This window comes from Candidatus Clostridium eludens, assembly GCF_045310515.1.
GTDB classification, from domain to species: Bacteria; Bacillota; Clostridia; order Clostridiales; family Clostridiaceae; genus Clostridium_B; species Clostridium_B eludens.
In genome coordinates this window covers 40,608-64,383 of sequence record NZ_JBJHZX010000010.1, presented here as the reverse complement: position 1 = coordinate 64,383, position 23,776 = coordinate 40,608, and the positions used below count along the sequence as shown (strand labels likewise).

Here is a 23,776-nt window from a genome sequence, read left to right as displayed (position 1 = left end):
ATAAGATTATATTTGTTAGTATAAAATATATATGTTAAGTTACAAGTAATGGGAGAATTTCTATGAAAGGATATACGAAAATAATAATAGTTCTAATATTGATAGCTGTTATATTATTTATAGTTTTTTATAATAAAAGAGGAAATGAAGGAACAAATGAAGAGGTATTTAAAGGAAAAATTGAAATCATTACTGACGAAAGTCATAAACCTCAGTTAAAGTTAGCAGCAAGTAAATTCCAGTTATTACATCAGAAAGTCAATATAGATGTTATAGCAATGAATGATATAAATAATAATATTAAATCCATATTAAATAGTTCCAAATATAATGCAGATATAATAACTGTGGGTGATAGTTATGTAAAATATGTTCTTTCTGAAAGCTCAGATAAAGTTTTGGAAGTTGCAAGTTTAATTAATCCATATAAAAATATAATGTTAAATAATAAAATTGATAATGACACCATAGAAGGAAAAATTTATGCAGTACCCTGGGACACTTATCCTAAGGCTTTAATATATAGAAAAGATATATTTTCAAAGCAAGGTATAGATGTGAGCAGCATAAAAACTTGGAGTGATTATATAGAAGCAGGTAGGAAAGTAAGTAAAAGTACAGGAGATATATTTATTGGTAACTACCAGGGAGATAAGAGTAATATTTTTTTATTACTTTCCAATCAATTAGGGACTAGCTATTTTAATAAAAACGGAGAGTTAGATTTCCAATCTTCAAAGTGGAGTAGAGTAGTTGAAATACTAAAAATTTTATATGGAGAAGGACTAATTAAGGATTTCAATTCTGAAAGTGAGGTTATGGCTAGTGCACAAGCAGGTAAATTAGTTTCATTTATAGGAGATCCAACTTATGCTATAAATTTAATGAAATATTCCCAAGATGCAGGCAAATGGGGCATAATGAAATTACCGGCCTTTGAATTAGGTGGAAATAGAGATGTGTCCCAAGGTGGAGTGAACTTACTTATAAATAAAAATACATCATCATCGCAGCTTGTACAAGAATTTATAAAATTTACACTTACAGACGATGAATTACAAATGGATTTGTTAAATCAATATGGTAGATTTCCGGTAAATACTAATGTCTATAATTTTGTGAATTTTAATAAGAATATTTCTTATTTTAATAGTACAATATGGAATTTATTTGCAGGTGTAGAACAAGGCTCTTTTAGTATAAATTATACTAAAAAATTTCCTGAAGTAAAGGAAATAACACAAGATATTTTAACTAGTGATAATATAAAAAACCAAGATTTTAAAGTTATAGCGGAAAATATAGAAAAGTCTATGAAAAATAAATAAAATTTGTACGAAAATTATTTTGAAATGAGCATTATAAAACGTTTACAAAATTTAAAATTTAATGTATAATATGTGTAGGGATTAATCATATAGGGATTTTTTAACATATAAGTAAAGCCTTTTAACCGGGAGCGTAAGTAGTTAAAGGGCTTTGCTTGCATAAAGTTTTTTAATTATTTAAAATTTTGTTATAAACTTCAATAGTCTTTTCAGAAGTTTTTTCCCAAGAAAATTTAGCTGACTGTTTTAGGGCTTTTAAGCTTAATTCTTCTCTTATACTACTATCATTAATTAAAGCCTCTATAGAGTACATAAGGCTTTCTATATCAAATGGATTTATGAGAATTCCACCGTCTCCTACTACTTCTGGAATGGATGAAATATTTGAAGTTATTACAGGAGTACCGCAGCTCATGGCTTCTAGAGGAGGAAGTCCGAAACCTTCATATAAAGATGGATATATGAATATGTCGCAGGCATTGTAAAAAATAGGCATCATTTTTTCTTCTACGAATCCTGTAAATCTAATATTTTTATCTATGTTCAAATTTATACTTAAATTTTTTAGCATATCAGAATCATCTTTATTAGAACCTGCTATTACTAAATCATAGTTTTTATCTAGTTTTTTGTGAATTTTGGAGAAAGCAGTAATTAGTGATGATACATTTTTTCTAGGACTAAAACCCCCTATATAAAGAATAAATGGATTTTCTATGTTATAATTAGAATTTATTTCATACCTGCATTTATCTTTTTCTAGAGGTGTGTATCTACTATTTGCAGCTAAAGGAGTTACAAATATTTTATCTTCATTTATGGGAAAGAATTTTAAAATATCTTTTTTTGAACAATCAGAAACGGTTATTATTCCATCAGCCAAATCAATGATTTTGGGCATTTCCTTCAAGAATTTTGATAGATATCCCTTTCCTACTGTTTCAGGAAGTATATAAGGTATTAAGTCGTGAATAGTAACTATCTTCTTGCATTCTATATTTTCAGATATGCCAATACCGTTCTGAGGAATATGGTATATATCCACCGTTTCTTTTTTTAAATTTACTGGAAAGTAATATTGTTCAAAAAATCTATGTTGTTTTTTAGAAGCCATTACTATTTTAGTGTTTTCTTGTTGTAATTTATCATAATTATTACCTGACCAGTATATGTGATAAAAGTTTTCTCTATGGTTTTTAGTCATATATTTTAATATTTCACTGGTATAAGTGCCTATACCAGTGCCTTTATACCAGTTAGCTCCTCTTGCGTCCATGGCAATTTTCATTATTCATACCTCCACATCCCAGTAGCCTTAAAGTAATTCAAATTGTTATATTACATAGTATTAACATTAGTATAAAAAGGTGACCATAACTTTTAGACTAAAATTCAAAATATACTTCTTTATCACATACATATATGGTTATTCATATAATACATATATAATAATTTTTGGAGGAAAAGCTTTTGGATATATTAAAGGTTCGAGAGTATGTTGAAGATGCTTATAATCTCCATATTGAATTTATAGAAAAGATAAAGAGTATATATAAAATTCACACTAAATGTAATCAGTATTGTTTAAAGGTAATAAATTATGACTATGGGCATTTCTTATTTATAATTTCTGCTATAAAGCATCTCCAAAATAAAAAATTTAGAAGTATACCTAAAATAATTAAGACTAAAAATCAAAAAGATTATATAAAAATGGAAAATTCTTATGCCTATTTGTGCGAATGGATTGCCTCCAGACAGTGTAACTATGACAATACTTTAGACATTTTAGTAGCAACTTCTAAGTTAGCAGAGTTGCATAAAAAAAGTTGTAGTTTTCAAGTTACTGAAGATATGAATCCCAGAATAGGATGGCTTAAATGGATAGACACCTTTGAAGTTAGACGAAAAGAAATGCTGGATTTTAAAAGGAGAATATTAGAAAAGAAATTTAAGGGAGACTTTGATATATTATATTTAAAATCTATGGATAAAGAAGTTAAGCTAGCAGAAGAGGCTATAGAAAATTTAAAGAAAACTAGATATGTAGATAATATGAAAAAAGAAATGAAAAGTAAGGGATTTTGTCACCATGATTATGCAAATCACAATATTTTGATAGGAAATCAAGGTGAGGTTAACATAATAGATTTTGATTATTGCATATTGGATACCCATCTTCATGATCTAGCAAGCTTACTTATAAGGAGAATGAAAAATGGCAGATGGAATGTAAATAATGCACTTTTCATTATTGATACTTATAATGCAATAAACACTGTAGAAAAAGATGATATACCTATTATATTGGCTTTTATGAAATTCCCTCAAGACTATTGGCAAATTGGCATACAGTGCTATTGGGAAAATCAGCTATGGGGAGAAGATTTTTTTATAAAAAAGTTAAAGAAGACACTTAAAGATAGAGAAGAAAAATTAGAATTTATAGGTGAATTTAAAAACTGGAAATATAATTAAAGTTTCGAAAGGAGAATTTGGTCATGTCACATAAAAAATCCCGAAATAAAAGTGAAGAGGAAATGGAAAATAAAGATTTAGGTTATTATGAAAATAAAGCAGAAAGTCTTAAGAAGACTGTTAAACATTTGGAGAAGATTAATAAAAGAAAAAAAGAGGTTATGAAACTGGAAAAGAAGAAAAGGCGAATGGTAAAGGAAATGAAGAAAAAGCACAGATCAAGTGAATCTTAGAAGAACTTATCCAGACGCGCAGCAGTGCTTATCTCCCACTTTGATAGAAAAGCAGAGAACCAAAATTTTTAATTTTGTGTGAATCGCTTTCACAGAGTGCGATAGGAGTATTAGCAATGGTAGCGTTGGGATAAAATAGTGGCAGTATAAGGGTGAGGTGGTTTAAAGGTGTATAGTGACAATATTGAACTTTGCTTTATAGAATATTTGAAATCAAGGGGAATATCTGTTGTAAAAGAATTTAAGGAGGAGTTAAAACAAGAGCAATTAACTTTAGGTGGAATAAAGGAACAGATATCCATAATAAGTGAATTTCATAGAAAAGCTTTAGGATATACAGGAGTTATGAATAAACGGTTGGATAACAATATAGGAAAAACAGTTGAGCGTTATAGAATATATACAAAAAGGCTAAAAAAAGATTTAGAAATCGTACGTGACTGTAATAATAGAAGTTACTTCCATGAAAAATTAAATAAAGTTGGAAAAAAATATTTGATTAGAGCAGAGAAATGCATGGATAATTTATATAAAAATAATTATGTGAATTTGATAGTTAGGAGTATGGATAGGGTGGAAATGTGTCTCACTGATACCTATTTTGACAATTTGAAAAAAAAGGAAGATATAGAAGTGGTGAATATAAAAGGCTGCTGCTACAATATGGTCGAAATGGATTTGGCATATTTTTTAAATAGAATAAAGAGAAAAGGTATAGATGTAAATTTTAATGAGCTTATAAAAGAATTTTGTGCTTATGAATCTTTAAATGATAACAGCTTACAATTTATATTGTCTATAATATCTTATCCTTATCATTTTATGAAATGCTGTAATAGATATAGGTACAATACAAAAAATTGGACGGAAGAGCAATACGTACTGAAATTAGATGAATCTATGAATGAAGATGGGGAAAGTTTAATTTAAACAATAGGTAATAGGGGGCTTTAGATTGATAGATAGATATAGTGAAAAAAAATATTTAGCTAAATATGATTTATGTATAGAACTTTTTAGTAGATTTGACTTAGAAGTATATGATGTTATACCTATTAGAAGTGTATATATGGTTTCTTCAGATAAAGGGAGGAAGATATTAAAAAAGTTAGAGTACACTTTAGATGAGTTAAAATTCATATATGAACTTTTAACTTATGTAAGAAGTAAGTTTTCTAGAGTAGTTAATTTTGTAAAAAATAAAGATGGAGAGATATATACTATATGGAATGGAGATATGTATTGTATAATGGATGTGGTTTATGGAAAGGAATGCAACTTTAGCAATCCGGTGGATTTAAGCATTGCATCTGAAGGACTTGGAGAATTTCATCTTGCCTCTGAGGGTTTTAAAACAAGTATAAAGAATAAATATAATAGTGGAAGGCTTATTGATACTTTTAAAAGAAGAATCCAGGAAATGGAATTCTTTAGAAGTATAGCAAATATACATGAAAAGAAAACAGAATTTGATGAAATATTTATAGAAAATTCAAATTATTATATAGAAGAAATTAAAAAAAGTGAAAGTATGCTTGAAAAATCTTATTATTATAAGTTATGCAGTGAGGAAGACAAAATAGTAGTATGTCATCATGATTTAGCTTACCATAACATATTAATAAATAATAATGAAGCTTATTTTGTGGATTTTGATTATGCAATTATAGATCTTAAAGTACATGATCTATGTAATTTTATAAATAAAGTTATTAAAAATTTTGCTTTTGATGTAGAAAAAGCAAAATTGATAATAAATGATTATTGTAACAAAAATACCTTGAGCAATAGAGAATTAGAAGTATTATATGCTATGTTAAACTTTCCTAATGATTTTTATACTATATCTAAGGACTATTATACTAAACGGAAAGATTGGAGAGAAGAAGTATTTTTAGATAGACTAAAAAGAAAGATTAGATATAAAGAAGATAGACAGGAATTTTTAGAGGAATTTAAAAATAAAATTTTAAATTAGGTATGTACCCTTTTGAGAAGAAAAATATAAAAATAAATAATATATACCCATTGAAATAAGTACTATACTTCGATGGGTATATATTATTTATTTTTTACTTACAATTTTATTATATATGTTTATGGTATTTATAGTAGTCTTCTTCCAATTTAACTCAGAAGCCCTTTTAACACCTGAAGATATTAATTTATTCTTAAGAGTGTCATCTAATAATACATTTAACATAGCTTCACATAAACTAGCCTTATCCAAAGGATTTATAAGTAAAGCTCCTTTACCAACTACCTCAGGAAGAGATGTAGTATCTGAAGTTATTACAGGTATACCACAGGCCATGGCCTCTATAGGAGGCAGGCCGAATCCTTCATAGAAAGAAGGGTATACGAATAATTTAGCTGCATTATATATATAGGGAAGATGTTCTATGGAAATAAAGCCAGGAAATAAGACTTTGTCAGAAATATTTAGTTTTTCCGCATGTTTCTTATAAGTCTCATATGATTTCCCTTTTGAACCTGCTATTACTAAAACTATAGGTTTTTTATATAATGTTATAAGTTTACTAAAGCTGTCAATAAGTCCTAATATATTTTTTCTTGGACTGAATCCACCTACATAAAGTATATAATCTTGGTATATGGAATAATATTTTTTAGCTACATATTTACTTATTCTTTTATCTAGGGGTTTGTATATATCTTCACTAGCGAGATGAGTAACGTATATTTTATTTTCTGGAAAATTAAAAGATTTAACTATGTCCTTTTTAGAGAAATTTGAAACTGTAATAATTCCATCGCATAAGGGTACTATTTTGGGTATATATTCTGAAAAAATTTTAAGGTATCTGTCACTTACAGTTTTAGGCATTCTATAGGGAATTACATCATGAAGTGTTATAATAAATTTGCAGTCTTTGTCAATAGGAAGTCCAACTCCATTTTGAGGTACATGATATATTTCTATTTTATTGTTTTTTATTATATTTGGTATACCAATTTCTTCCCAAAAATTAGCTTTGTTGTTTTGTGATACGTTATTTAATGTGAAATTTTTTTTGAGGTACATATCATTTTTCAAGCTTTCTGGCATAAAAAGCAGATAATTATTTATATTATCAATATCATTTAAGCACTTTATTAATTGATAAGTATAAGTCCCTATACCAGTACCCCTGTACCATTTTGCGGCACGTCCATCAATGCCTATTTTCATAAAATTGGTCCTCTCCAAATTACTATATTTCATTATATTAAAATGTAGTTAAAAATGTTAATGTTCTTCTAAATTAATTTAGGTGTTCATATAAATATATAGGGGTGATTAACATGATGCGAGAATTTGAAATAGAAAGACAATTTAATGTAAAAATTGAAAATATAAAACCAAGCAGAGGAGTATATTTATTAAAAACAGATAATGGGATGAAATGTTTAAAAAAGATAAATTATGGGACCCAGAAGCTTTTGTTTGTTTATGGAGCCAAAGAGCATCTTATTAAGAATGGATTTCCGAATGTAGATAAATATTCCATCAATATAGATGGAAATCCATATGCACTTATTAATGAAGATATATATACCCTTTCAGAATGGATTAAAGGGAGAGAATGTGATTTTAGAAATAGGGAAGATATTGTGAATGCAGCTAAGTGCTTAGCAAATATGCATATAGCTTCTAAAGGATATGAACCACCTGAAAACAGTAAATTGAAAACAGATCTTGGAAGATGGCACCATCTTATGGAAAAAAGAGTTAAAGCTCTTGATAAAATGAAGGATATGGGGAGGAAAAAAAATAATAAGGGAAACTTTGATTTAAATTATATGAAAGTAGTTAAGTTTTATAAGGATTTTGGTAAAAAAGCAATTGAAACTTTGGAGAATTCTAAATATGATGAATTGTGCAGTATTACTGAAGAGGAAAAGGGATTTTGTCATCATGATTTTACCTATCATAATATAGTAGTAGATGAAGATAATAAATTTAATATAATAGATTTTGATTACTGTAAAAGGGAAGTAAGGGCTTACGATATCTCATCTTTTATGATTAAAGTTTTAAAAAGGTCCGATTGGAATATAGAAAATGCACAAGTTATTATTGATTCTTATAATGAAGTCAGTCCAATTAAAGAAGAAGAATACAAGGTAATATTTGCCTTCTTATTATTTCCACAACGTTTCTGGAGATTGGCAAATAGGTACTACTATAATGAAGTTAATTGGCCAATGAATACTTTTAACAATAAACTAGAAGAATTAATTGCTGAACAGGAGAAATATATTGACTTTATTAAAAGATTTAAAGAAATTTATAATGAAAAAAACATCTAAATTAAAAGGTAAGGTCTATATCTGGATTTTAAATTAATCCAGTATAGACCTTATTTTTTGCACTTAAAACAGTATATAGTCATAATATATAGCATGACTTTTTATATATGGGGATGTATAGAATATGAAAATAGGTGATGTAGTAGTAAGAAAATCTTATGATAAAGATATAACTTTTAAAATAATAGACTTAAAACAAACTAAAGATGGTGTTGTATATAATTTGAAAGGAATAAATTTAAGAATAATTGCAGATTCCATGGAAGAGGATTTAGAAATTGTTTCACAAAATTCCTTTACAGAAGAGGAGAAGATATTCAATAAACAGGTTAATAAATCAATTAAAAATATTTTAATGAATAGAGGAGGATTTAGACAAAGGGGCGGTTTTAGGCAAGAGTATAATGTAACGAAATTCGCATCCCATAATTCTAAAAATGAATTGGCTTTTGGAAGGCCTGGTAAGATACTTCATATAGATGGAGATGCAGAATACTTAGATGTGTGTCTTAAAGTATATAAGCAACTTTTATTAGATGTGGTTGGAAAAAATATAGAGGAAAAAGAACAACCTGAAAAAGTATTAGCTTTAGTAAAGGAAGTCAAACCAGATATAATTGTTATTACAGGACATGATGCTATAGTTAAAGATGCTAAGGATTATATGGATCTAAATAATTATAAAAATTCCAAATATTTTGTTGATACAGTATCAGAACTTAGAAATTATAAATCTAATTATGATGACTTGGTAATATTTGCAGGAGCCTGTCAATCTTGTTATGAAAAAATTTTAGATTCAGGTGCAAATTTTGCAAGTTCACCTAGTAGAGTACTTATACATTGTTTGGATCCAGTATTCTTGTGTGAAAAGATAGCTTATACTAATATAGAAAAGGTTGTATCAATTCAAGAAGCTTTGCAAAATACAATAACAAGAACCAATGGCATTGGAGGATTGCAAACAAGAGGAAAATATAGAGAAGGATTTCCAAAATCGCCATATGTATAAAAATCATAAAAATTGTAAATATTATTGTATATATGAGGGACTTAGAGAAATAATCATTTTAAATAGTATAAATAAAGATAAGTTAAGTTTGTTTACAAAGGTTTAATATTGACAAAATAATTTATTAAGGATATACTAAAGTGTTTAATTGACATAACTAGATTTAAAGTGTATAATATAAAATGTAGAAAGAGGGTGTTTGGAATGGATGGTTCGAACGTATTAGCTTCTATAAGAGAAAATATAGAAAATCATGTAGGAGATAAGGTAACCTTAAAAGCAAATGGTGGAAGGAGAAAAGTTTTTATAAATAAAGGAATAATAGAAAAAGCTTACCCCAGCATATTTGTAATTAGGTTGGAGAATGACACCCAAAGGAAAGTCACTTATAGTTATTCAGATGTTCTAACTAAAACAGTTCAATTGGTTTTCGCAGTATAAATTGGTACTGAACTCAGAGCCAGTTTATTTTTACAATATCTATTAAATCAATTTATTGAAGTTACTATTCTTTTATTATTTCAGTAATGATCATTTGATATTTAAGCAATTGCGTTTTTAGATAGAAAATTTATTAGTATACATTTATAAGATAAAGTATTTTATTCATGAACAATAATTTTTAATATTTTATGTGGAATTAAAGTAGTATGTAGAATAGTTACTGTTCTGGATACTACTTTTTATTTGTTAATTACTTAAGTTCGAATATAGATATATCTCATAGGGTAAGAAGAAAGATGGCAAGTTTCCATCTTTCTTCTATGGTATAAAAGGGTATTGAGAATTTATGAGAGGTTATATGGTTAACAACCAATTTAATATTACGTCAAAACTCTGCAAATGTCAATATTAATAGACATTATAAAATTATCCAGAATGTTAGCATATTTTTTACTTTCAATTTATATATATAAGTAGTAGGCCTTATGGGGAGGTAAATAAATATGGATATAGATTTTATTAAGGAAAATATAGAATGTGAACAGATGTTGGCTGAAAATTTTTCTGATACTATTATAAAAGAGGAGTATATAATACCTGATACTCACCCGGATGTAGCAGATATTTTAATTCTTGAAGCAAGACCTGTTATAACTAATAAGGAAGTAATGCAAGATAAAGTATTTATAGAAGGGAAAGTAGAATATACTATACTTTATCGTGCTAAAGAAGATGAAGATGTGGGTATTTATAGTGTAGGTTATACAGGAGCTTTTTCTAATTATGTGGAAATGCCTGGAGCGGAACATGTGATGCTTTGTGATTCTAATTGTTATGTAGAACATATGAATTGTATGATAGCAAATGAGAGAAAAGTATCTGTTGAAGGAATTATAAAACTAAAGGCAGAGGTGTATAAAAAATACAAATTTGAAGTTATAAAAGATATTGGAGGTTCTGAGGATATACAAATGTTAAAAAATCCTGCTACCATAGATAAAATAGTAGGTACAGTCTCAGGAGATTTAGTTGTGAAAGCTGAAATACAAGTACCTGTAGATAAACCTCAAATTGAAAGTATATTACAATATGATGTAAATGTCCACAAGAAAAATGTAAAAATACTAGAGAATAAGGTATCTGTGGAAGCTTACGTGCTTACTAGGTTTCTTTATAGAGGAAAAGATACACAGGATATTGTATGTGTAGAAAAAGATGTGCTTGTAAATAAGGAACTTTCATTAGATGGAGCTTTTCCTTCCATGGAAAGTTATACTGGTTTTAATGTAAGTGAAGTAGAAAGAAATGTTAAGGAAGATGATTTAGGAGAAAATAGAATAATTGAAGTAGAAGCACTTGTAACGGCTAATACTAAAGTTATGTATAAAGAAGATATTGACATAATAGAAGATGCTTATTCTCCATCTAATTTTATGCAGATGGAAAGAAAAGATTATGAATTGAATGTAGTGCACGGACAAAACACTGTTCCAAGTATAATTAAGTCTAATATAGAATTAGGTAATGAGCATAAACCTACAGAGGTACTTATGTGTCATGGAGAAGTATGTACCACCGATAAAAAAATAGTGGAAGATAAAGTTATTGTTGAAGGAGTTTTAAATGCTAAGATATTGTATAAAGATTCAGATAATCAAATAAATAAGGTTTCTGATGAAATACCGTTTAGCTGTACTGTAGATATACCTGATAGTAAAATTGATATGCAGTGTATATCAAAAATATCTTTAGAAAGTATAGAAGCAAACATAGAAATAGATACTATAGCTGTAAAGGCAGTAGCAGAAGTGTATGCAAGGGTGAATTATATTACCCACAAAGAATTTTTAGTGAATATAGATACTGTTGAAGGAGAGTTCCCAGCTAAAAAATCTAGCTTGACTATTTATGTAATTCAGCAAGATGATACTTTATGGAAAATAGCAAAGAAATACTACACCACAATAGAAAGCTTAATAAAATTAAATGATATAGAAGATCCAGATGCCATAAAAGTTGGAGAAAAACTTATCGTACCTGGGAGAGCCATAATATAATTTAGGTGTATATATACTTCAGTAGTAAACTGCTGAAGTTTTTATTTTATGGCTATTTTCAGATAGCATGCGCATAATAATTAGGAATATGGAAAAAATATAAAATATCCACAAAAGAAGGTGTATGATTTTGGAAGAAAAGTTGGAAGGAAATTTAATAATAATAGGAGGGGCAGAAGATAAAACTGGTGATAAAAAAATATTGAAAGAAGTTTGCGGCAACTTAAAAAAAGACGAAGATATACTTGTAATTGCCACTATTGCTTCTGAAGTGCCTGAGGAATTAGGAAATGAATATTATAGAATATTTACAGAACTAGGCATAAAAAATGTAAAAATATTAAATATAATAGATAGAAAAAGTGCTTTTGCTGTAAACAGCATAGAAACAATAGAAAACGCTGCATTAATATTTTTTACAGGAGGTGACCAGCTCAGAATAACAAGCCTCATAGGTGGAACACCTTTATATTCAAAAATTCAAGAACTATATGGAAATGGATGTACCTTTGTTGGAACTTCTGCGGGAGCTTCTATTATGAGTGATACTATGATAATAACGGGGCCTAATGATGAATCACCTAAGAAGTGTACTTTGAAAATGGCTCCAGGACTTGGCCTTATAAAAGGTGTAATTATTGATCAACATTTTGCACAAAGAGGAAGAATAGGAAGGCTTTTAGTAGGAATAGCAGAAAATCCTCAAAGTCTGGGTATTGGAATAGATGAAGATACAGCTATTATAGTTAAAAATAACGGACAATTTACGGTAATGGGTTCGGGAGCAGTATATGTAATAGATGGTTCTAACATAACTTATAGTAATGTATCAGAACAGTATCAGGATGAGATATTATCCATCTTTAACGTAAAGCTACATATACTTAAAAATGGAAATAAGTTTAACTTTTCTACTAAAGTGCCTTCATAATAGGTAAGGGATTTTTAATTTTTGTACGGAATAAATGATAGCTTGTTGAAATATTTTAAAATGAACTAATTTTATAAGCAGTTTTTAAATTGGACATATTTGTTAAATAAGTCATTATAAAATATATTGGTAAACTAAATTATATAGAGGTTAACAAAAGGTCAAATAGATATAAGGGAGGAGTCGGAAAAAACCGTTAAATCAGTAAGGTGTCTGAAAATAAATACTGAGTTAGAGGTGGTAAGGCATTTTATATAAGGCAACAGCTCAGGTTCTTTGATAGTGATGTCAATGAATTCTGTTTGGAGCAGTATTGTGTAAAATATCATACCGACTGATAGTTATTTATTTGAAGATGACTAAATAGCATACGAATATAGATGCTGATATACCGTAAACTAAACGGGATTTTAAGCCCTTGGAGTATCAGGCCAAACGAAAGTAGCCTATTGGCAAAATCAGATACTATGAAGGGGGAAGTAAACAGAATTTTTATCAGGTTTTCTTAGATTCAGTGAAATTTTCTTTAGCTAAATTTTAGAAGAACTTATTTAGGCTGGCAGTAATGCTTATCTCCTACTTTGAAAAACTGGGTGTATTAGTTATGGCAGCCTTGGGATAGAAGTCAAATTGTTTACGTAACGGGCAATATACACAAAAATGAGGATAGATGATTTTAAAATTTTTGAAGGAAGAAATATATTTGCTCATAAAAGGTGCATAAAAATGTCTGTAGATTTGGAAGGATATAGTGAAACTCCAACTAATCAAATAAAAGGATTTAATAAAACTTTATTAGAGGTTATACCAGAGTTAGAGGAACATAGATGTGGCATAAACGAAAACCATGGTTTCAAAAAGAGATTAAGAGAAGGAACTTATCTAGCTCATGTTTGTGAACATATCATCATTGCTATTGAAAATAGTTTAGGAATTAACGTATCTTACGGCAAATCCCGGGAAATAAATGGGGATAAATATTACATAATATATGAGTATTTATATAAAAATACAGGTGTTGAAGCTGGGAAAATAGCCGTAAATCTAATAAATTCTTTTATAAAAGGAGTAAATTATAATTTCGATAAAGCCATGTCTTATTTAAAAGAAGTATTAAAACATGAAAAAATAGGTTCTAGTACATCATGTATAATATCTGAAGCTAAAATGAGGGGAATACCTGTAACTAGGATTGGAAATGAAAGCATGTTTAGATTAGGATATGGAAAGTATAGTAAAATAATAGAAGCCACCATATCTTGTAATACAAAAGCTGTAGGGGTAGATATATCCTGTGATAAAATGTTGACTAAAGAAATGCTGAAAAATCAATGTTTACCTGTAGCGGAGGGAGGAAGAATAGGGAATCCTTTAGAATTAGTCATAAAAGCTAAGGAAATAGGATATCCTATAGTTTTAAAACCTTGTTGTGGCAACCAGGGCAGAGGAGTATTTGTAAATATACAAGATGAAAAAGAGGCTATAAGCTCCTATAAAATATTATCTGAAAATTTTAGTGACATAATGGTAGAGAAAAATATATGTGGCAAGGATTTTAGGGTATGTGTAGTTAATGGGAAAGTAGTGGCTGTATCAGAGAGGATACCTCCTTATGTTATAGGGGATGGAGTAAAGACAATACTTGAATTAGTAGAAGATATAAATAAAGATAATATGAGAGGAGAAGGTCATGAAAAACCTTTAACTAAAATAAAAATAGATGAGGAACTGAGATCTTATATAAGTAAAAACAATTATACTTTAAATAGTATTTTGCCAAAGAATAAGAAACTTATAATAAGAGAAAATGGAAACTTGTCTACAGGAGGAAAAGCAATAGACTGTACAGAGCTAATATGCAAAGAAAATATAGATATTTGTGAAAGAACTGCAAGTACCATAGGATTAGATATATGTGGTATAGATATATGTTGTAATGACATAAGGAAACCTTTGATTGAAAGCGGAGGAGCCATAATAGAAGTAAATGCAGCGCCTGGTATTAGAATGCATCATTATCCAGGTAAAGGGAAAAATAGAAATGTAGCAGGGGCTATATTAGATATGTTATTTCCTATACCTAAATCCATACCCTTAGTTTCAGTTACGGGAACCAATGGTAAAACCACTACCACCAGACTTGTTGCTCATATTTTAAATAAAGCTGGATATAAAGTAGGTATGACTACTACAGGAGGAATATATATAGACAATAAATGCATATGCAAAGGGGATACTACAGGATATTACAGTGCTAAAACTATTTTAAGTAATGAAGAAGTGGAAGCTGCAGTACTAGAAACTGCAAGAGGCGGCATAATAAAAAAAGGTCTTGCCTATGATTTAGCAGATGTAGCTGTAATAACAAATATAACAGAGGATCATTTGGGTATGGATGGAGTAGATACCATAGAAGATCTAGCATATGTAAAAGCCTTAGTTGGAGAAGCTGTAAAGAAAAATGGATATGTGGTTTTAAATGCAGATGATTTAATAAGTAAAAATATAATTAATAGAATGAAGGGTTCTATTATAATGTTTTCAAAGGATAAGAGTAATCTGATTCTTAGAGATACTATAGATAAAGGTGGATGTGGCATATATATTGATGGATGTATCATGTATTTAGAGAAAAAAGACGGGGCAATTCCTATAATATCCATAGAAGATATAAAAATATCTTTAGGTGGAAAATTAGCTTATAACATAGAAAATGCTATGGCTGCTTGTGCTGCTGCAGTTGCACTTAATATAGATCATTCTGTTATAAGGGAAGGATTAAAAAGTTTTTATTGTGATCTTTCTTTTAATCCTGGACGATTTAATATATATAACTTGAATGGAATAAAAGTAGTTTTAGACTATGGACATAATATAGAAGGATATAAGGCAGTAATAAGTGCAGCTAAGAGTTTTAATTACAAGAGATTAGTTGGAATAATTGGAGTACCAGGGGATAGAACTGATAAAAGTGTGGAAAAAGTAGGAGAGATTGCAGGAAAAAATTTTGACTACATATATATTAAAGAAGATAAAGATAGGAGAGGCAGAAAATCTGGTGAAATAGCTTCTATTCTTAAAAAAGGCGTAATGAAAACAAATTTTAGTTTAAAAAAGGTAGAGACTATATTAGATGAAAAAATGGCCTTAGAAAAAGCAATAGATACTGCTAAAGAAGGAGATTTTATAATAATATTTTTTGAAGAAATGGATTCTTTGATAAAATTGCTAGATAAAAAATTAGATGAAGTAAATAAAAAATTAAATTCAATAGCTATGATATAGAGAAAAAAGCTATACTTTAAATATTTTAATCATTGTAAAAGTATAGCTTTAATTTTAAAATAATATTATACTTTTAGAACTAGTTCATTTTGAATATGGTTGAATAATTTTGGAGGATTAACAATGTTAGTAAAAGCATATGCTAAAATAAACCTTTCACTAGATGTAGTTGGAAAAAGAAAAGATGGGTATCATCTTTTAAAAATGATAATGCAAACTATAGATTTATATGATGTTTTAAAAATACAAAGGATTGAAAAAGGAATACAAATACAGTGCAATAAATCATATATTCCATGTGATAACAAAAATCTAGTATATAAGGCAGCTGAATTATTTGGAATTAAATATAACATAAAAAGTGGATTGAATATACATATTTATAAAAATATACCCGTAGCAGCTGGACTTGCTGGAGGAAGTACAGACGCAGCTGCTGTATTAAAAGCTATGAGAGACATATATACACCTGGGTTGAATTATAAAGAATTAATTGAATTGGGAACAAGCATAGGTGCAGATGTGCCTTATTGTATAATAGGGGGAACTGCTTTATGTGAGGGAATAGGAGAAAAAGTCACATCTCTCACTTCTTTTAAAAATCATGTTTTAGTACTGGTTAAACCATTTTTTGGAGTAAGCACTGCAGAGGTATATAAAAGTTTAGATGTAAGTAAAATAAACATGCATCCTGATACAGATATGCTACTAAGTGCTATAAATTCAGGGTCACTATTGAAGCTAAGTAGAAATATGAAAAATATATTGGAAAATGTAACTTTGAAGCAGCATCCTTTACTGAGAAAAATAAAAAGAGAATTAATTGACTTTGGGGCACTAGGGTCTTTGATGAGCGGGAGTGGTCCAAGCGTTTTTGCTTTTTTTGATGACATGTTAAAGGCTCAAATGTGTTATGATAAAATGAAAACTAAATATAAAGAAGTGTTTATTACCAGAACTATATAGATTTGAGATTAATATTTTTTTGTTTAGTTCTTCATATATCAAGTGATTCTTAGGTTCAGGTGGAGTATGCTTATGAGAACTGTTTTTCTCCAGCTGAACCTTATTAACAGTATTCTTAGTGTCTTTAGCACTTAGAATACGTTATCCTTTAGGGGAAGAACTTATCCCAGGCGCGTAGCACCTCTTATCCCCCACTTTGATAGAAAAGCAGAGAACCCAAAATTTTTAATTTTGTGTGAATCGCTTTCACAGAGTGCGATGGGGGTGTTAGTAGTGGTAGCGATCGGATAAAAATCTCATATTAAAATTGTATTTACAAAATGATTTACTGTTGGCAACATGATTGTCAACATTTTTTTATTTTGGCATGTGAATATATGTATTAATTATACTCAGCTTATGTATAAATAGCTTTTAATAGGCAAAGAATAACTTAAGATTATCCTTAAAGTAATAAAAGAGAGAAGGAAAAGGTGTGAGAATAGTTCACTTGCTGAATAAATATTTTTTTATACTTATGATGGTTCAGGGAGTTTTTCTAGTATTTATTGATCCCAAAAAGTTTAAAAGGGACAAATTAAGAAAAACAGCTTTAAAGTCTAGAATAATTGGAATAATTTTTATGGTATTTTCAACTGCGATATATATCTTCTCTATGTATTCTTTTTAAAAGGAAGTGACTGGCATGAAAGAAGAAGTAAAGAGTGCAGCATACTCTCAAGTAGATAAAAATATAGACTATTTAAAGGAATTATTTGAAGATAGTTCAGACATAGTTTTTAGAGAATTTTACATAGGTGATGTAAAATGTGCCATAGTATATATAGATGGTATGGCAGATAAAATACTTTTAAGTGATTTACTAAGGGGTTTAATGACTAGAGCTCGATATGTAAGGCATGTGGAAGGAATAAAGGATAAATTAATAGCTATATCTGATGTAAAGGAATTAGAAGACTTTAAGAAGGGAATTGATCTAATACTATCCGGTGATACTCTGATGTTTCTTGAGGGATTGAAAAGTTTTTATATACTTTCAACAAGGCTGTGGCCCGTAAGAGGTGTATCAGAACCTTCGGGAGAAACTGTTTTAAGGGGATCTAGGGATGGTTTTACAGAAACCCTTAGATTTAATACAGCTTTAATAAGAAGAAGGATACGGGATACAAGGCTTAAAATTGTACCAAAGCCCTTAGGAGTAAGATCTAAAACTGATGTAGTAGTGCTGTACATAAATGACATAGTTAATACTAAGGCTTTAGAAGAACTGATGAAAAGATTAGATAATATAAAAATAGATGCAATTTTAGATAGTGGATATGTAGAGCAGCTTATAGAGGATAATAAATGGTCTCTTTTTCCCCAAATTCAAAGTACTGAAAGACCAGATGTAGTAGCATCCGCGCTATATGAAGGAAGAATTACTATATTAGTAGATAATTCTCCTTTTGCAATTATAGTGCCTGCTACAATGCCTAATTTATTTCAATCACCAGATGATTATTATCAAAGATGGATATATGGTTCAACTATAAGAATGATAAGATTTATATCTATTATAATTTCGTTAATAATGCCTGCTCTTTATGTTGCGGTTACTTCCTTTCATACGGGAATAATACCTACCAAATTAGCATATTTTATTGCAGCTTCAAGAGAAGGAGTACCTTTCCCAGCATTTATTGAAGCTATAATTATGGAGGTGAGTTTAGCATTATTATTGGAATCCGTAGCTAGACTACCTAAATCTATAGGTGCTACTACAGGTATAGTAGGAGGTTTGATTATAGGTCAGGCAGCAGTTCAAGCAGGGGTGGTAAGTCCTATAATGATAATTATAGTTTCAATTACTGCTATAACAAGTTTTACCACACCTAGTTATGAAATGACTTCTGCATTTAGATTAATTAGATTTCTGCTTATAATTGCTTCAGCAATAGCTGGATTTTATGGAATTATGATTGGTCTTATATTCACTTTAATACATTTAATCAGACTTAAGAGTTTTGGAATATCTTATTTATCTCCAATGGTGAATGAAAATAGCAATGATTTTAAAGATATGTATTTGAGATTTCCTATTAGTTTTTTAAAGAAAAGACCAAAATATATGAATACTCGAGATAAAGTAAGACAAAGATGAAGTATTTGAAAGCGTGAAATGGATGAGAATGGGATTGGTATAAGTTTTTAATAACATCATATTTAGATTATAAAGCTTAAATTGGGATAAGGAGGTGAATATACTTATGGAGCATAAAAATTTTATAACAGGGTTTGGGTTGTTCAGCACTATTGTGGCAACTATCGTAGGAGTTGGAATATTTTCGTACCCCAGGGAATTAGCAAGCAAAGTAGGTACTGATGGATGGATTGTAACTATAGGAGCAGGAATACTAATTTATTTATTATTTTATATTTCTTATAAAGCTATAAAAGTAAATGAGTATAATAAATTTAATATTATACTTGAACGTAATTTTGGAAAAATATTTGGAGGTATTTTAGCACTTGGATTTGTGGCATATAATGTATTTTCCATATCTTTAGGTATGAGAATATTTGTAGAAGTTGTAAAGATGTATTTACTAGAAAGAACTCCTACGGAATTTTTAATAATTATCACTATATTTGCGGGAATTTATCTTGTGAGAAATGAAGTAGATGCATTAGTAAAATTTAATGAGGTTTCTTTCTGGATAATGTTTATTCCCATAATTTTAATGCTTTTGTGTGCTTTGAATAAAACAGATTTTACTAATATTTTGCCTGTGTTTAGGAATGATGCTTATAATTATTTGGATGCATTAAAAAGTGCAATATATAGTTTTGCTGGTATAGAAATAATATATTTAATTGGACCTTTTGTAAAGAATAAATCAAGTATAAACAAAATAGCCTTAAAGAGTGTTATATTTATAACTTTATTTTATGTCATAGTTGTTGTGTTTGTTTTAGCCATTTTTTCTAAAGAACAAACAAAAATATTATTGTGGCCTACAATAACTATGATAAATTCTATAAATATACAAGGAGCTTTTATAGAGAGATGGGAAGGAATAGTAATGGCTATTTGGATTATATTTTACTTTACTACTTTTTCTAATGTATATTATTTATCCTCTGATATAATAAGAGATGTATTTAAATTAGATGATATAAAGCTATCATCAGCTATAATAGCTCCGGCAATATATATAGTAGCGTTATATCCACAAAATATAGCAGAATTATATAGTATAGGAGATAAATTTGTACCTGTGTTATTTTTATACAGCGTAGTTATACTTCCTATAGCCATACTTCTATTTGGGAAATTAAGAAAAAAATCTCACGGAAGTAAAGTAGCGTCCATACTTATAATTTGTGTACTTTTAACTGGATGTTGGGATAAAGTTGAAATAGAGAATACTGAATTAGTGTCTATAATTGGAATAGATGCTGGAGAAGATATAGGAAAGAGGAAAGAACTTAAAAATGTGAAGCCTACAGATCCGTTAACATCTATAGATTTTAAAAAACTTCATGTAACTTTTGGAATACCGGATTTAAGTAAATTAGGTCCAGACAAAGGGGGAATATCTGGTGATAAATACATAGATGTAGATGGATATTCAATACAGGATGCCATAAGTAAAGCTATTCTTAAAAGCAGTAGAACTGTGAAATTTAGTCATACAAAGTTGTTAGTATTGGGTCAAAACTTAATGATGTATCCAGACGTGGTAAAAGAGGTTATTGATTACCTTCAAAGGGAACCCGCTTTAAACAGAAATATGTATATAGTGACGTCAGATGGAAATTCACAAAAATATGTAAAATTTAAAACCTCAGTAGAAAAAAGTGTTGAAATGTATATATTAGGTTTAATAGAAAATAATAGTAAGAATAGTGAAATCCTACCTGTTACTTTAAATGATTTTCTGATTCAAATGAGTGAAAATGGAAATAGTATATTACCTAAAATGGTTGTAGATGATGATAATAAAAATATAAAGGTTGTAGGCACAACTGCAATAAAAAATTTTAAGCAAAATGGAAATTTAAATGAAGTAGAAACTGCTAATATAGAATTATTAAGAGGTAATTTAAAAAGTGGTAAAAAAATGATATATATAAATGGGCATCCTGTGGACATAACAATTGATAATGCTAGTAAGAGAATGAGAATGTCCCAAGAAAAAGGAAAGATAACCTTTTATATAAATTTAGATATAGAGGGACAAATAAAAAACTACTATACTAATGATAAAGTTTTGTCCGTAGATACACTGGGTTATATTGAACAGAGTTTTAATAAAGCTATATCGCAAGAATGTGAAGCGGTAGTAAAAGTTACTCAAAAGGAGTTAGGAATTGATCCTGTGGGATTTAGAGAATATATTGAAAAATATCATCCAGGTGTATGGAGCCAGGTAAAAAGCAACTGGGAAAACGTATACAAAGATGCAGTTGTAAATGTAAATGTGGATACAAAAATAAGAAGAATTGGAGTAGTAAAATAAAATACAGTGAATATAAATAAACTTATATGTCAATAATTACTAATGAAATATCAAGGATTAAAAAATGGGGGTATGATTTATGAAAAGATTTTTATTAGTATTTATTATAAGTGTTATAAGTATATTTGCTGTATCTTCTTATTTAGTTAAAGTAAAAAGTAGTAGCTTACAAAGTGATATGGCTTCTAAAATTATAAGATTTCATGTTATAGCAAATAGTGATTCACAGAGTGATCAAAAGCTGAAATTAAAAGTTAGAGATGAAGTATTAAAATACATGACACCTAAACTAAAAAATTGTAAAGATATAAATGAATCTAGGAAAGTCTTAAAAGAAAACAATGAAGAGATACTCAATATAGCAAATAAGGTAATAAAAGAACAAGGTTATAGTTATAATGCAAAAAGTAGTTTAACTAAGGTTAATTTTCCTATAAAGAGCTACGGTAATATAACTCTTCCACAAGGAACATATGAAGCTTATAGGATAATCATAGGTAGTGGAAAAGGTCAAAATTGGTGGTGTGTTATGTTTCCGCCGTTGTGTTTTGTAGATATTACTAAGGGACAAGTGTCCTATAAACAGGTATCAAATGAAATGAAGAAAGTCTTAACACCGGAAGAATATAAAATGGTCAATAATAACATATTGTATGCAAATAATAAAAAGGATGATAAGAATAACATAAAAGTTAAATTTAAAATATTAGAAGTGTTAAAGGATATGGGTCTGCAAATATAATATACAAAGAAAGATTATTATATGAAAAATATGGACAAGTGTATTTTTGCTAATAAATTGATAAAATTAAGTTGGGAATTGAGAATTAAGAGTTATAGATAATTTTTTATTATACTTTGGCTTTTTACTCTTAATTCTAAACTTAAACATGTTTTTAGGTACTATGGAATAGTTTTAAAATTATTCTTAAAAAAGATTCTTCTGGATATTTAAAAAATGTTTTAGAGTTACCTTCAGCATAGATTTTTTTGGCTTTATTAACGAAGTTTCAATTAACTTTTTTTGTACAAGCAGATTAATTAAATTAAATATATTATTACTAGCATGGGGTTTAGAAAATTTGTCGCAATTTTTAACTATAGCTTTTAACTTATCTTGAGAATCTAGAAGATCTTCTATATTTTGTTTCAGTTTTTCTATGTCCGCCAAATTCACAGCTAGATTGTGTTTCAGTAAAAATTCTGCATTTTTTTCCTCCTGGCCAGGTATTGGAGAAAGCAATCCAAGCGGTATCTGACATATTAAAGCTTCGGTAATGGTAAGTCCTCCAGGCTTAGTTAAAAGAAGATCACTGGCTTGCATATATTTGTTCACCTGATAAGTAAAACCTATAATTATTGTTTTCTTTGAAGAATTTTCTTTCATTTTCAGGAGCTCTGAATAAAGCTTTTTATTTTTACCTGTTATAATTATTATTTGAATATCCGCATTAACTTTATTTAGTTGTTTATATATGTCTATTATTTTACCCATACCTAGGCTTCCGCCCATAATTAATATGGTAAATTTAGAATGAGATAATTTTAAACTTTCTAAAGTATCTTCTCTATTATATTTTATATTGAATTCAGGTTTAACAGGTATGCCTAAATTGTAAATAGTATTTTCAGGTATACCCTTAGATATCATTTTATTAGTCATGTCTTTATTAGAAACTATGTAAGCATCCAAGTAAGGATGAAGCCATGAATTATGAGGATAGTAGTCAGTAATTATACACATACATGGTATAGCCATATTATATTTTGATTTTAGCACTGATAACATCTCAGCAGAGAATGAATGAGTAGATATTAATATGTCCGGATTGAAATCATTAATAAGCGGAAGTAGCTTATAAGTCATAGCCTCAATAAGTCTTGAACTTATAACGTTTGTAATTTTGTAATCATATTCCGAATATGTATATAATTTTCCATACAAAGAGGGAGATAATTTTAAAGATTTTAAATAACCTCCTACTACTACCTTATCTATTATGGGATTTATATATTTAAGAGTATCAATAATTTTTATTTCTGATTTTGGTGCTCTTAAAATTATGTAATCTTTTAAGGCTTCTGCAGCATTACCATGACCGCCACCAGCAGAAATTGAAAGAATTAAAACCTTCATTTAATCACCTTCTGATTGAATATGTAATTTTATTATATAAAATGTAGTAAAAATAATAAACTGATTTAACAAACATTTAAGAAAAA

General features: G+C 28.7%; 19 protein-coding genes. 16 read left to right on the top strand and 3 right to left on the bottom strand.

Going from position 1 to position 23,776, the window contains the following annotated elements; translation table 11 throughout:
* Nucleotides 1-62: 62 nt before the first annotated feature.
* Nucleotides 63-1,328, top strand: coding sequence for an ABC transporter substrate-binding protein (locus ACJDU8_RS08440; RefSeq protein WP_406791708.1), 1,266 nt, complete (start codon nt 63-65; stop codon nt 1,326-1,328).
* 169 nt (nt 1,329-1,497) lie between these two features.
* Here the strand turns inward: ACJDU8_RS08440 and ACJDU8_RS08435 are convergent, their stop codons facing one another.
* On the bottom strand, nt 1,498-2,616 hold the full coding sequence (locus ACJDU8_RS08435; RefSeq protein WP_406791707.1) for a glycosyltransferase family 4 protein: 1,119 nt from the start codon (nt 2,614-2,616) through the stop codon (nt 1,498-1,500).
* A 182-nt stretch (nt 2,617-2,798) separates the two neighbouring features.
* Here ACJDU8_RS08435 and ACJDU8_RS08430 point away from each other — a divergent pair, with 182 nt between their 5' ends.
* The 4 genes from ACJDU8_RS08430 to ACJDU8_RS08415 all read left to right on the top strand — a co-directional run bounded on the left by ACJDU8_RS08430 (nt 2,799) and on the right by ACJDU8_RS08415 (nt 6,017).
* Complete coding sequence (locus ACJDU8_RS08430) at nt 2,799-3,806, top strand: CotS family spore coat protein (RefSeq protein ID WP_406791706.1); 1,008 nt, start codon at nt 2,799-2,801, stop codon at nt 3,804-3,806.
* Nucleotides 3,807-3,829: 23 nt separating this feature from the next.
* The gene (locus ACJDU8_RS08425) at nt 3,830-4,039 is read left to right on the top strand and encodes a hypothetical protein (RefSeq protein ID WP_406791705.1); all 210 of its coding nucleotides are present in this window, start codon (nt 3,830-3,832) and stop codon (nt 4,037-4,039) included.
* A gap of 168 nt (nt 4,040-4,207) precedes the next feature.
* Nucleotides 4,208-4,969: a spore coat protein gene (locus tag ACJDU8_RS08420; protein ID WP_406791704.1), complete on the top strand. Its 762-nt coding sequence runs from the start codon at nt 4,208-4,210 to the stop codon at nt 4,967-4,969.
* A gap of 28 nt (nt 4,970-4,997) precedes the next feature.
* Nucleotides 4,998-6,017, top strand: coding sequence for a CotS family spore coat protein (locus ACJDU8_RS08415; protein WP_406791762.1), 1,020 nt, complete (start codon nt 4,998-5,000; stop codon nt 6,015-6,017).
* 87 nt (nt 6,018-6,104) lie between these two features.
* On the opposite strand, the gene ACJDU8_RS08410 is transcribed toward ACJDU8_RS08415, so the two are convergent.
* A complete protein-coding gene (locus ACJDU8_RS08410) occupies nt 6,105-7,232 on the bottom strand; it encodes a glycosyltransferase family 4 protein (protein WP_406791703.1) in 1,128 nt (375 codons plus the stop codon).
* Between the two features lie 113 nt (nt 7,233-7,345).
* Here ACJDU8_RS08410 and ACJDU8_RS08405 point away from each other — a divergent pair, with 113 nt between their 5' ends.
* The 11 genes from ACJDU8_RS08405 to spoIIR all read left to right on the top strand — a co-directional run bounded on the left by ACJDU8_RS08405 (nt 7,346) and on the right by spoIIR (nt 22,295).
* Nucleotides 7,346-8,353: a CotS family spore coat protein gene (locus tag ACJDU8_RS08405; RefSeq protein WP_406791702.1), complete on the top strand. Its 1,008-nt coding sequence runs from the start codon at nt 7,346-7,348 to the stop codon at nt 8,351-8,353.
* Between the two features lie 124 nt (nt 8,354-8,477).
* Nucleotides 8,478-9,365, top strand: a complete 888-nt coding sequence (gene yabG / locus ACJDU8_RS08400; RefSeq protein ID WP_406791701.1) for a sporulation peptidase YabG — start codon at nt 8,478-8,480, stop codon at nt 9,363-9,365.
* Nucleotides 9,366-9,569: 204 nt separating this feature from the next.
* Nucleotides 9,570-9,806, top strand: a complete 237-nt coding sequence (locus tag ACJDU8_RS08395) for a Veg family protein (protein WP_333859646.1) — start codon at nt 9,570-9,572, stop codon at nt 9,804-9,806.
* 506 nt (nt 9,807-10,312) lie between these two features.
* Nucleotides 10,313-11,866, top strand: a complete 1,554-nt coding sequence (locus ACJDU8_RS08390; protein WP_406791700.1) for a DUF3794 and LysM peptidoglycan-binding domain-containing protein — start codon at nt 10,313-10,315, stop codon at nt 11,864-11,866.
* Between the two features lie 130 nt (nt 11,867-11,996).
* Complete coding sequence (locus ACJDU8_RS08385) at nt 11,997-12,797, top strand: cyanophycinase (protein ID WP_406791699.1); 801 nt, start codon at nt 11,997-11,999, stop codon at nt 12,795-12,797.
* 660 nt (nt 12,798-13,457) lie between these two features.
* Nucleotides 13,458-16,082 (top strand): cyanophycin synthetase, encoded by a 2,625-nt coding sequence (gene cphA / locus ACJDU8_RS08380; RefSeq protein ID WP_406791698.1) that lies wholly within the window; start codon nt 13,458-13,460, stop codon nt 16,080-16,082.
* Nucleotides 16,083-16,205: 123 nt separating this feature from the next.
* Complete coding sequence (gene ispE, locus ACJDU8_RS08375) at nt 16,206-17,048, top strand: 4-(cytidine 5'-diphospho)-2-C-methyl-D-erythritol kinase (protein ID WP_406791697.1); 843 nt, start codon at nt 16,206-16,208, stop codon at nt 17,046-17,048.
* A gap of 475 nt (nt 17,049-17,523) precedes the next feature.
* On the top strand, nt 17,524-17,718 hold the full coding sequence (locus tag ACJDU8_RS08370) for a CLC_0170 family protein (RefSeq protein WP_406791696.1): 195 nt from the start codon (nt 17,524-17,526) through the stop codon (nt 17,716-17,718).
* Nucleotides 17,719-17,733: 15 nt separating this feature from the next.
* Nucleotides 17,734-19,191 (top strand): spore germination protein, encoded by a 1,458-nt coding sequence (locus tag ACJDU8_RS08365; protein WP_406791695.1) that lies wholly within the window; start codon nt 17,734-17,736, stop codon nt 19,189-19,191.
* Between the two features lie 106 nt (nt 19,192-19,297).
* The gene (locus ACJDU8_RS08360; protein WP_406791694.1) at nt 19,298-21,553 is read left to right on the top strand and encodes a Ger(x)C family spore germination protein; all 2,256 of its coding nucleotides are present in this window, start codon (nt 19,298-19,300) and stop codon (nt 21,551-21,553) included.
* 79 nt (nt 21,554-21,632) lie between these two features.
* Complete coding sequence (spoIIR, locus tag ACJDU8_RS08355; RefSeq protein WP_406791693.1) at nt 21,633-22,295, top strand: stage II sporulation protein R; 663 nt, start codon at nt 21,633-21,635, stop codon at nt 22,293-22,295.
* 186 nt (nt 22,296-22,481) lie between these two features.
* Here the strand turns inward: spoIIR and ACJDU8_RS08350 are convergent, their stop codons facing one another.
* The gene (locus tag ACJDU8_RS08350) at nt 22,482-23,690 is read right to left on the bottom strand and encodes an MGDG synthase family glycosyltransferase (protein ID WP_406791692.1); all 1,209 of its coding nucleotides are present in this window, start codon (nt 23,688-23,690) and stop codon (nt 22,482-22,484) included.
* Between the last annotated feature and the right edge of the window lie 86 nt (nt 23,691-23,776).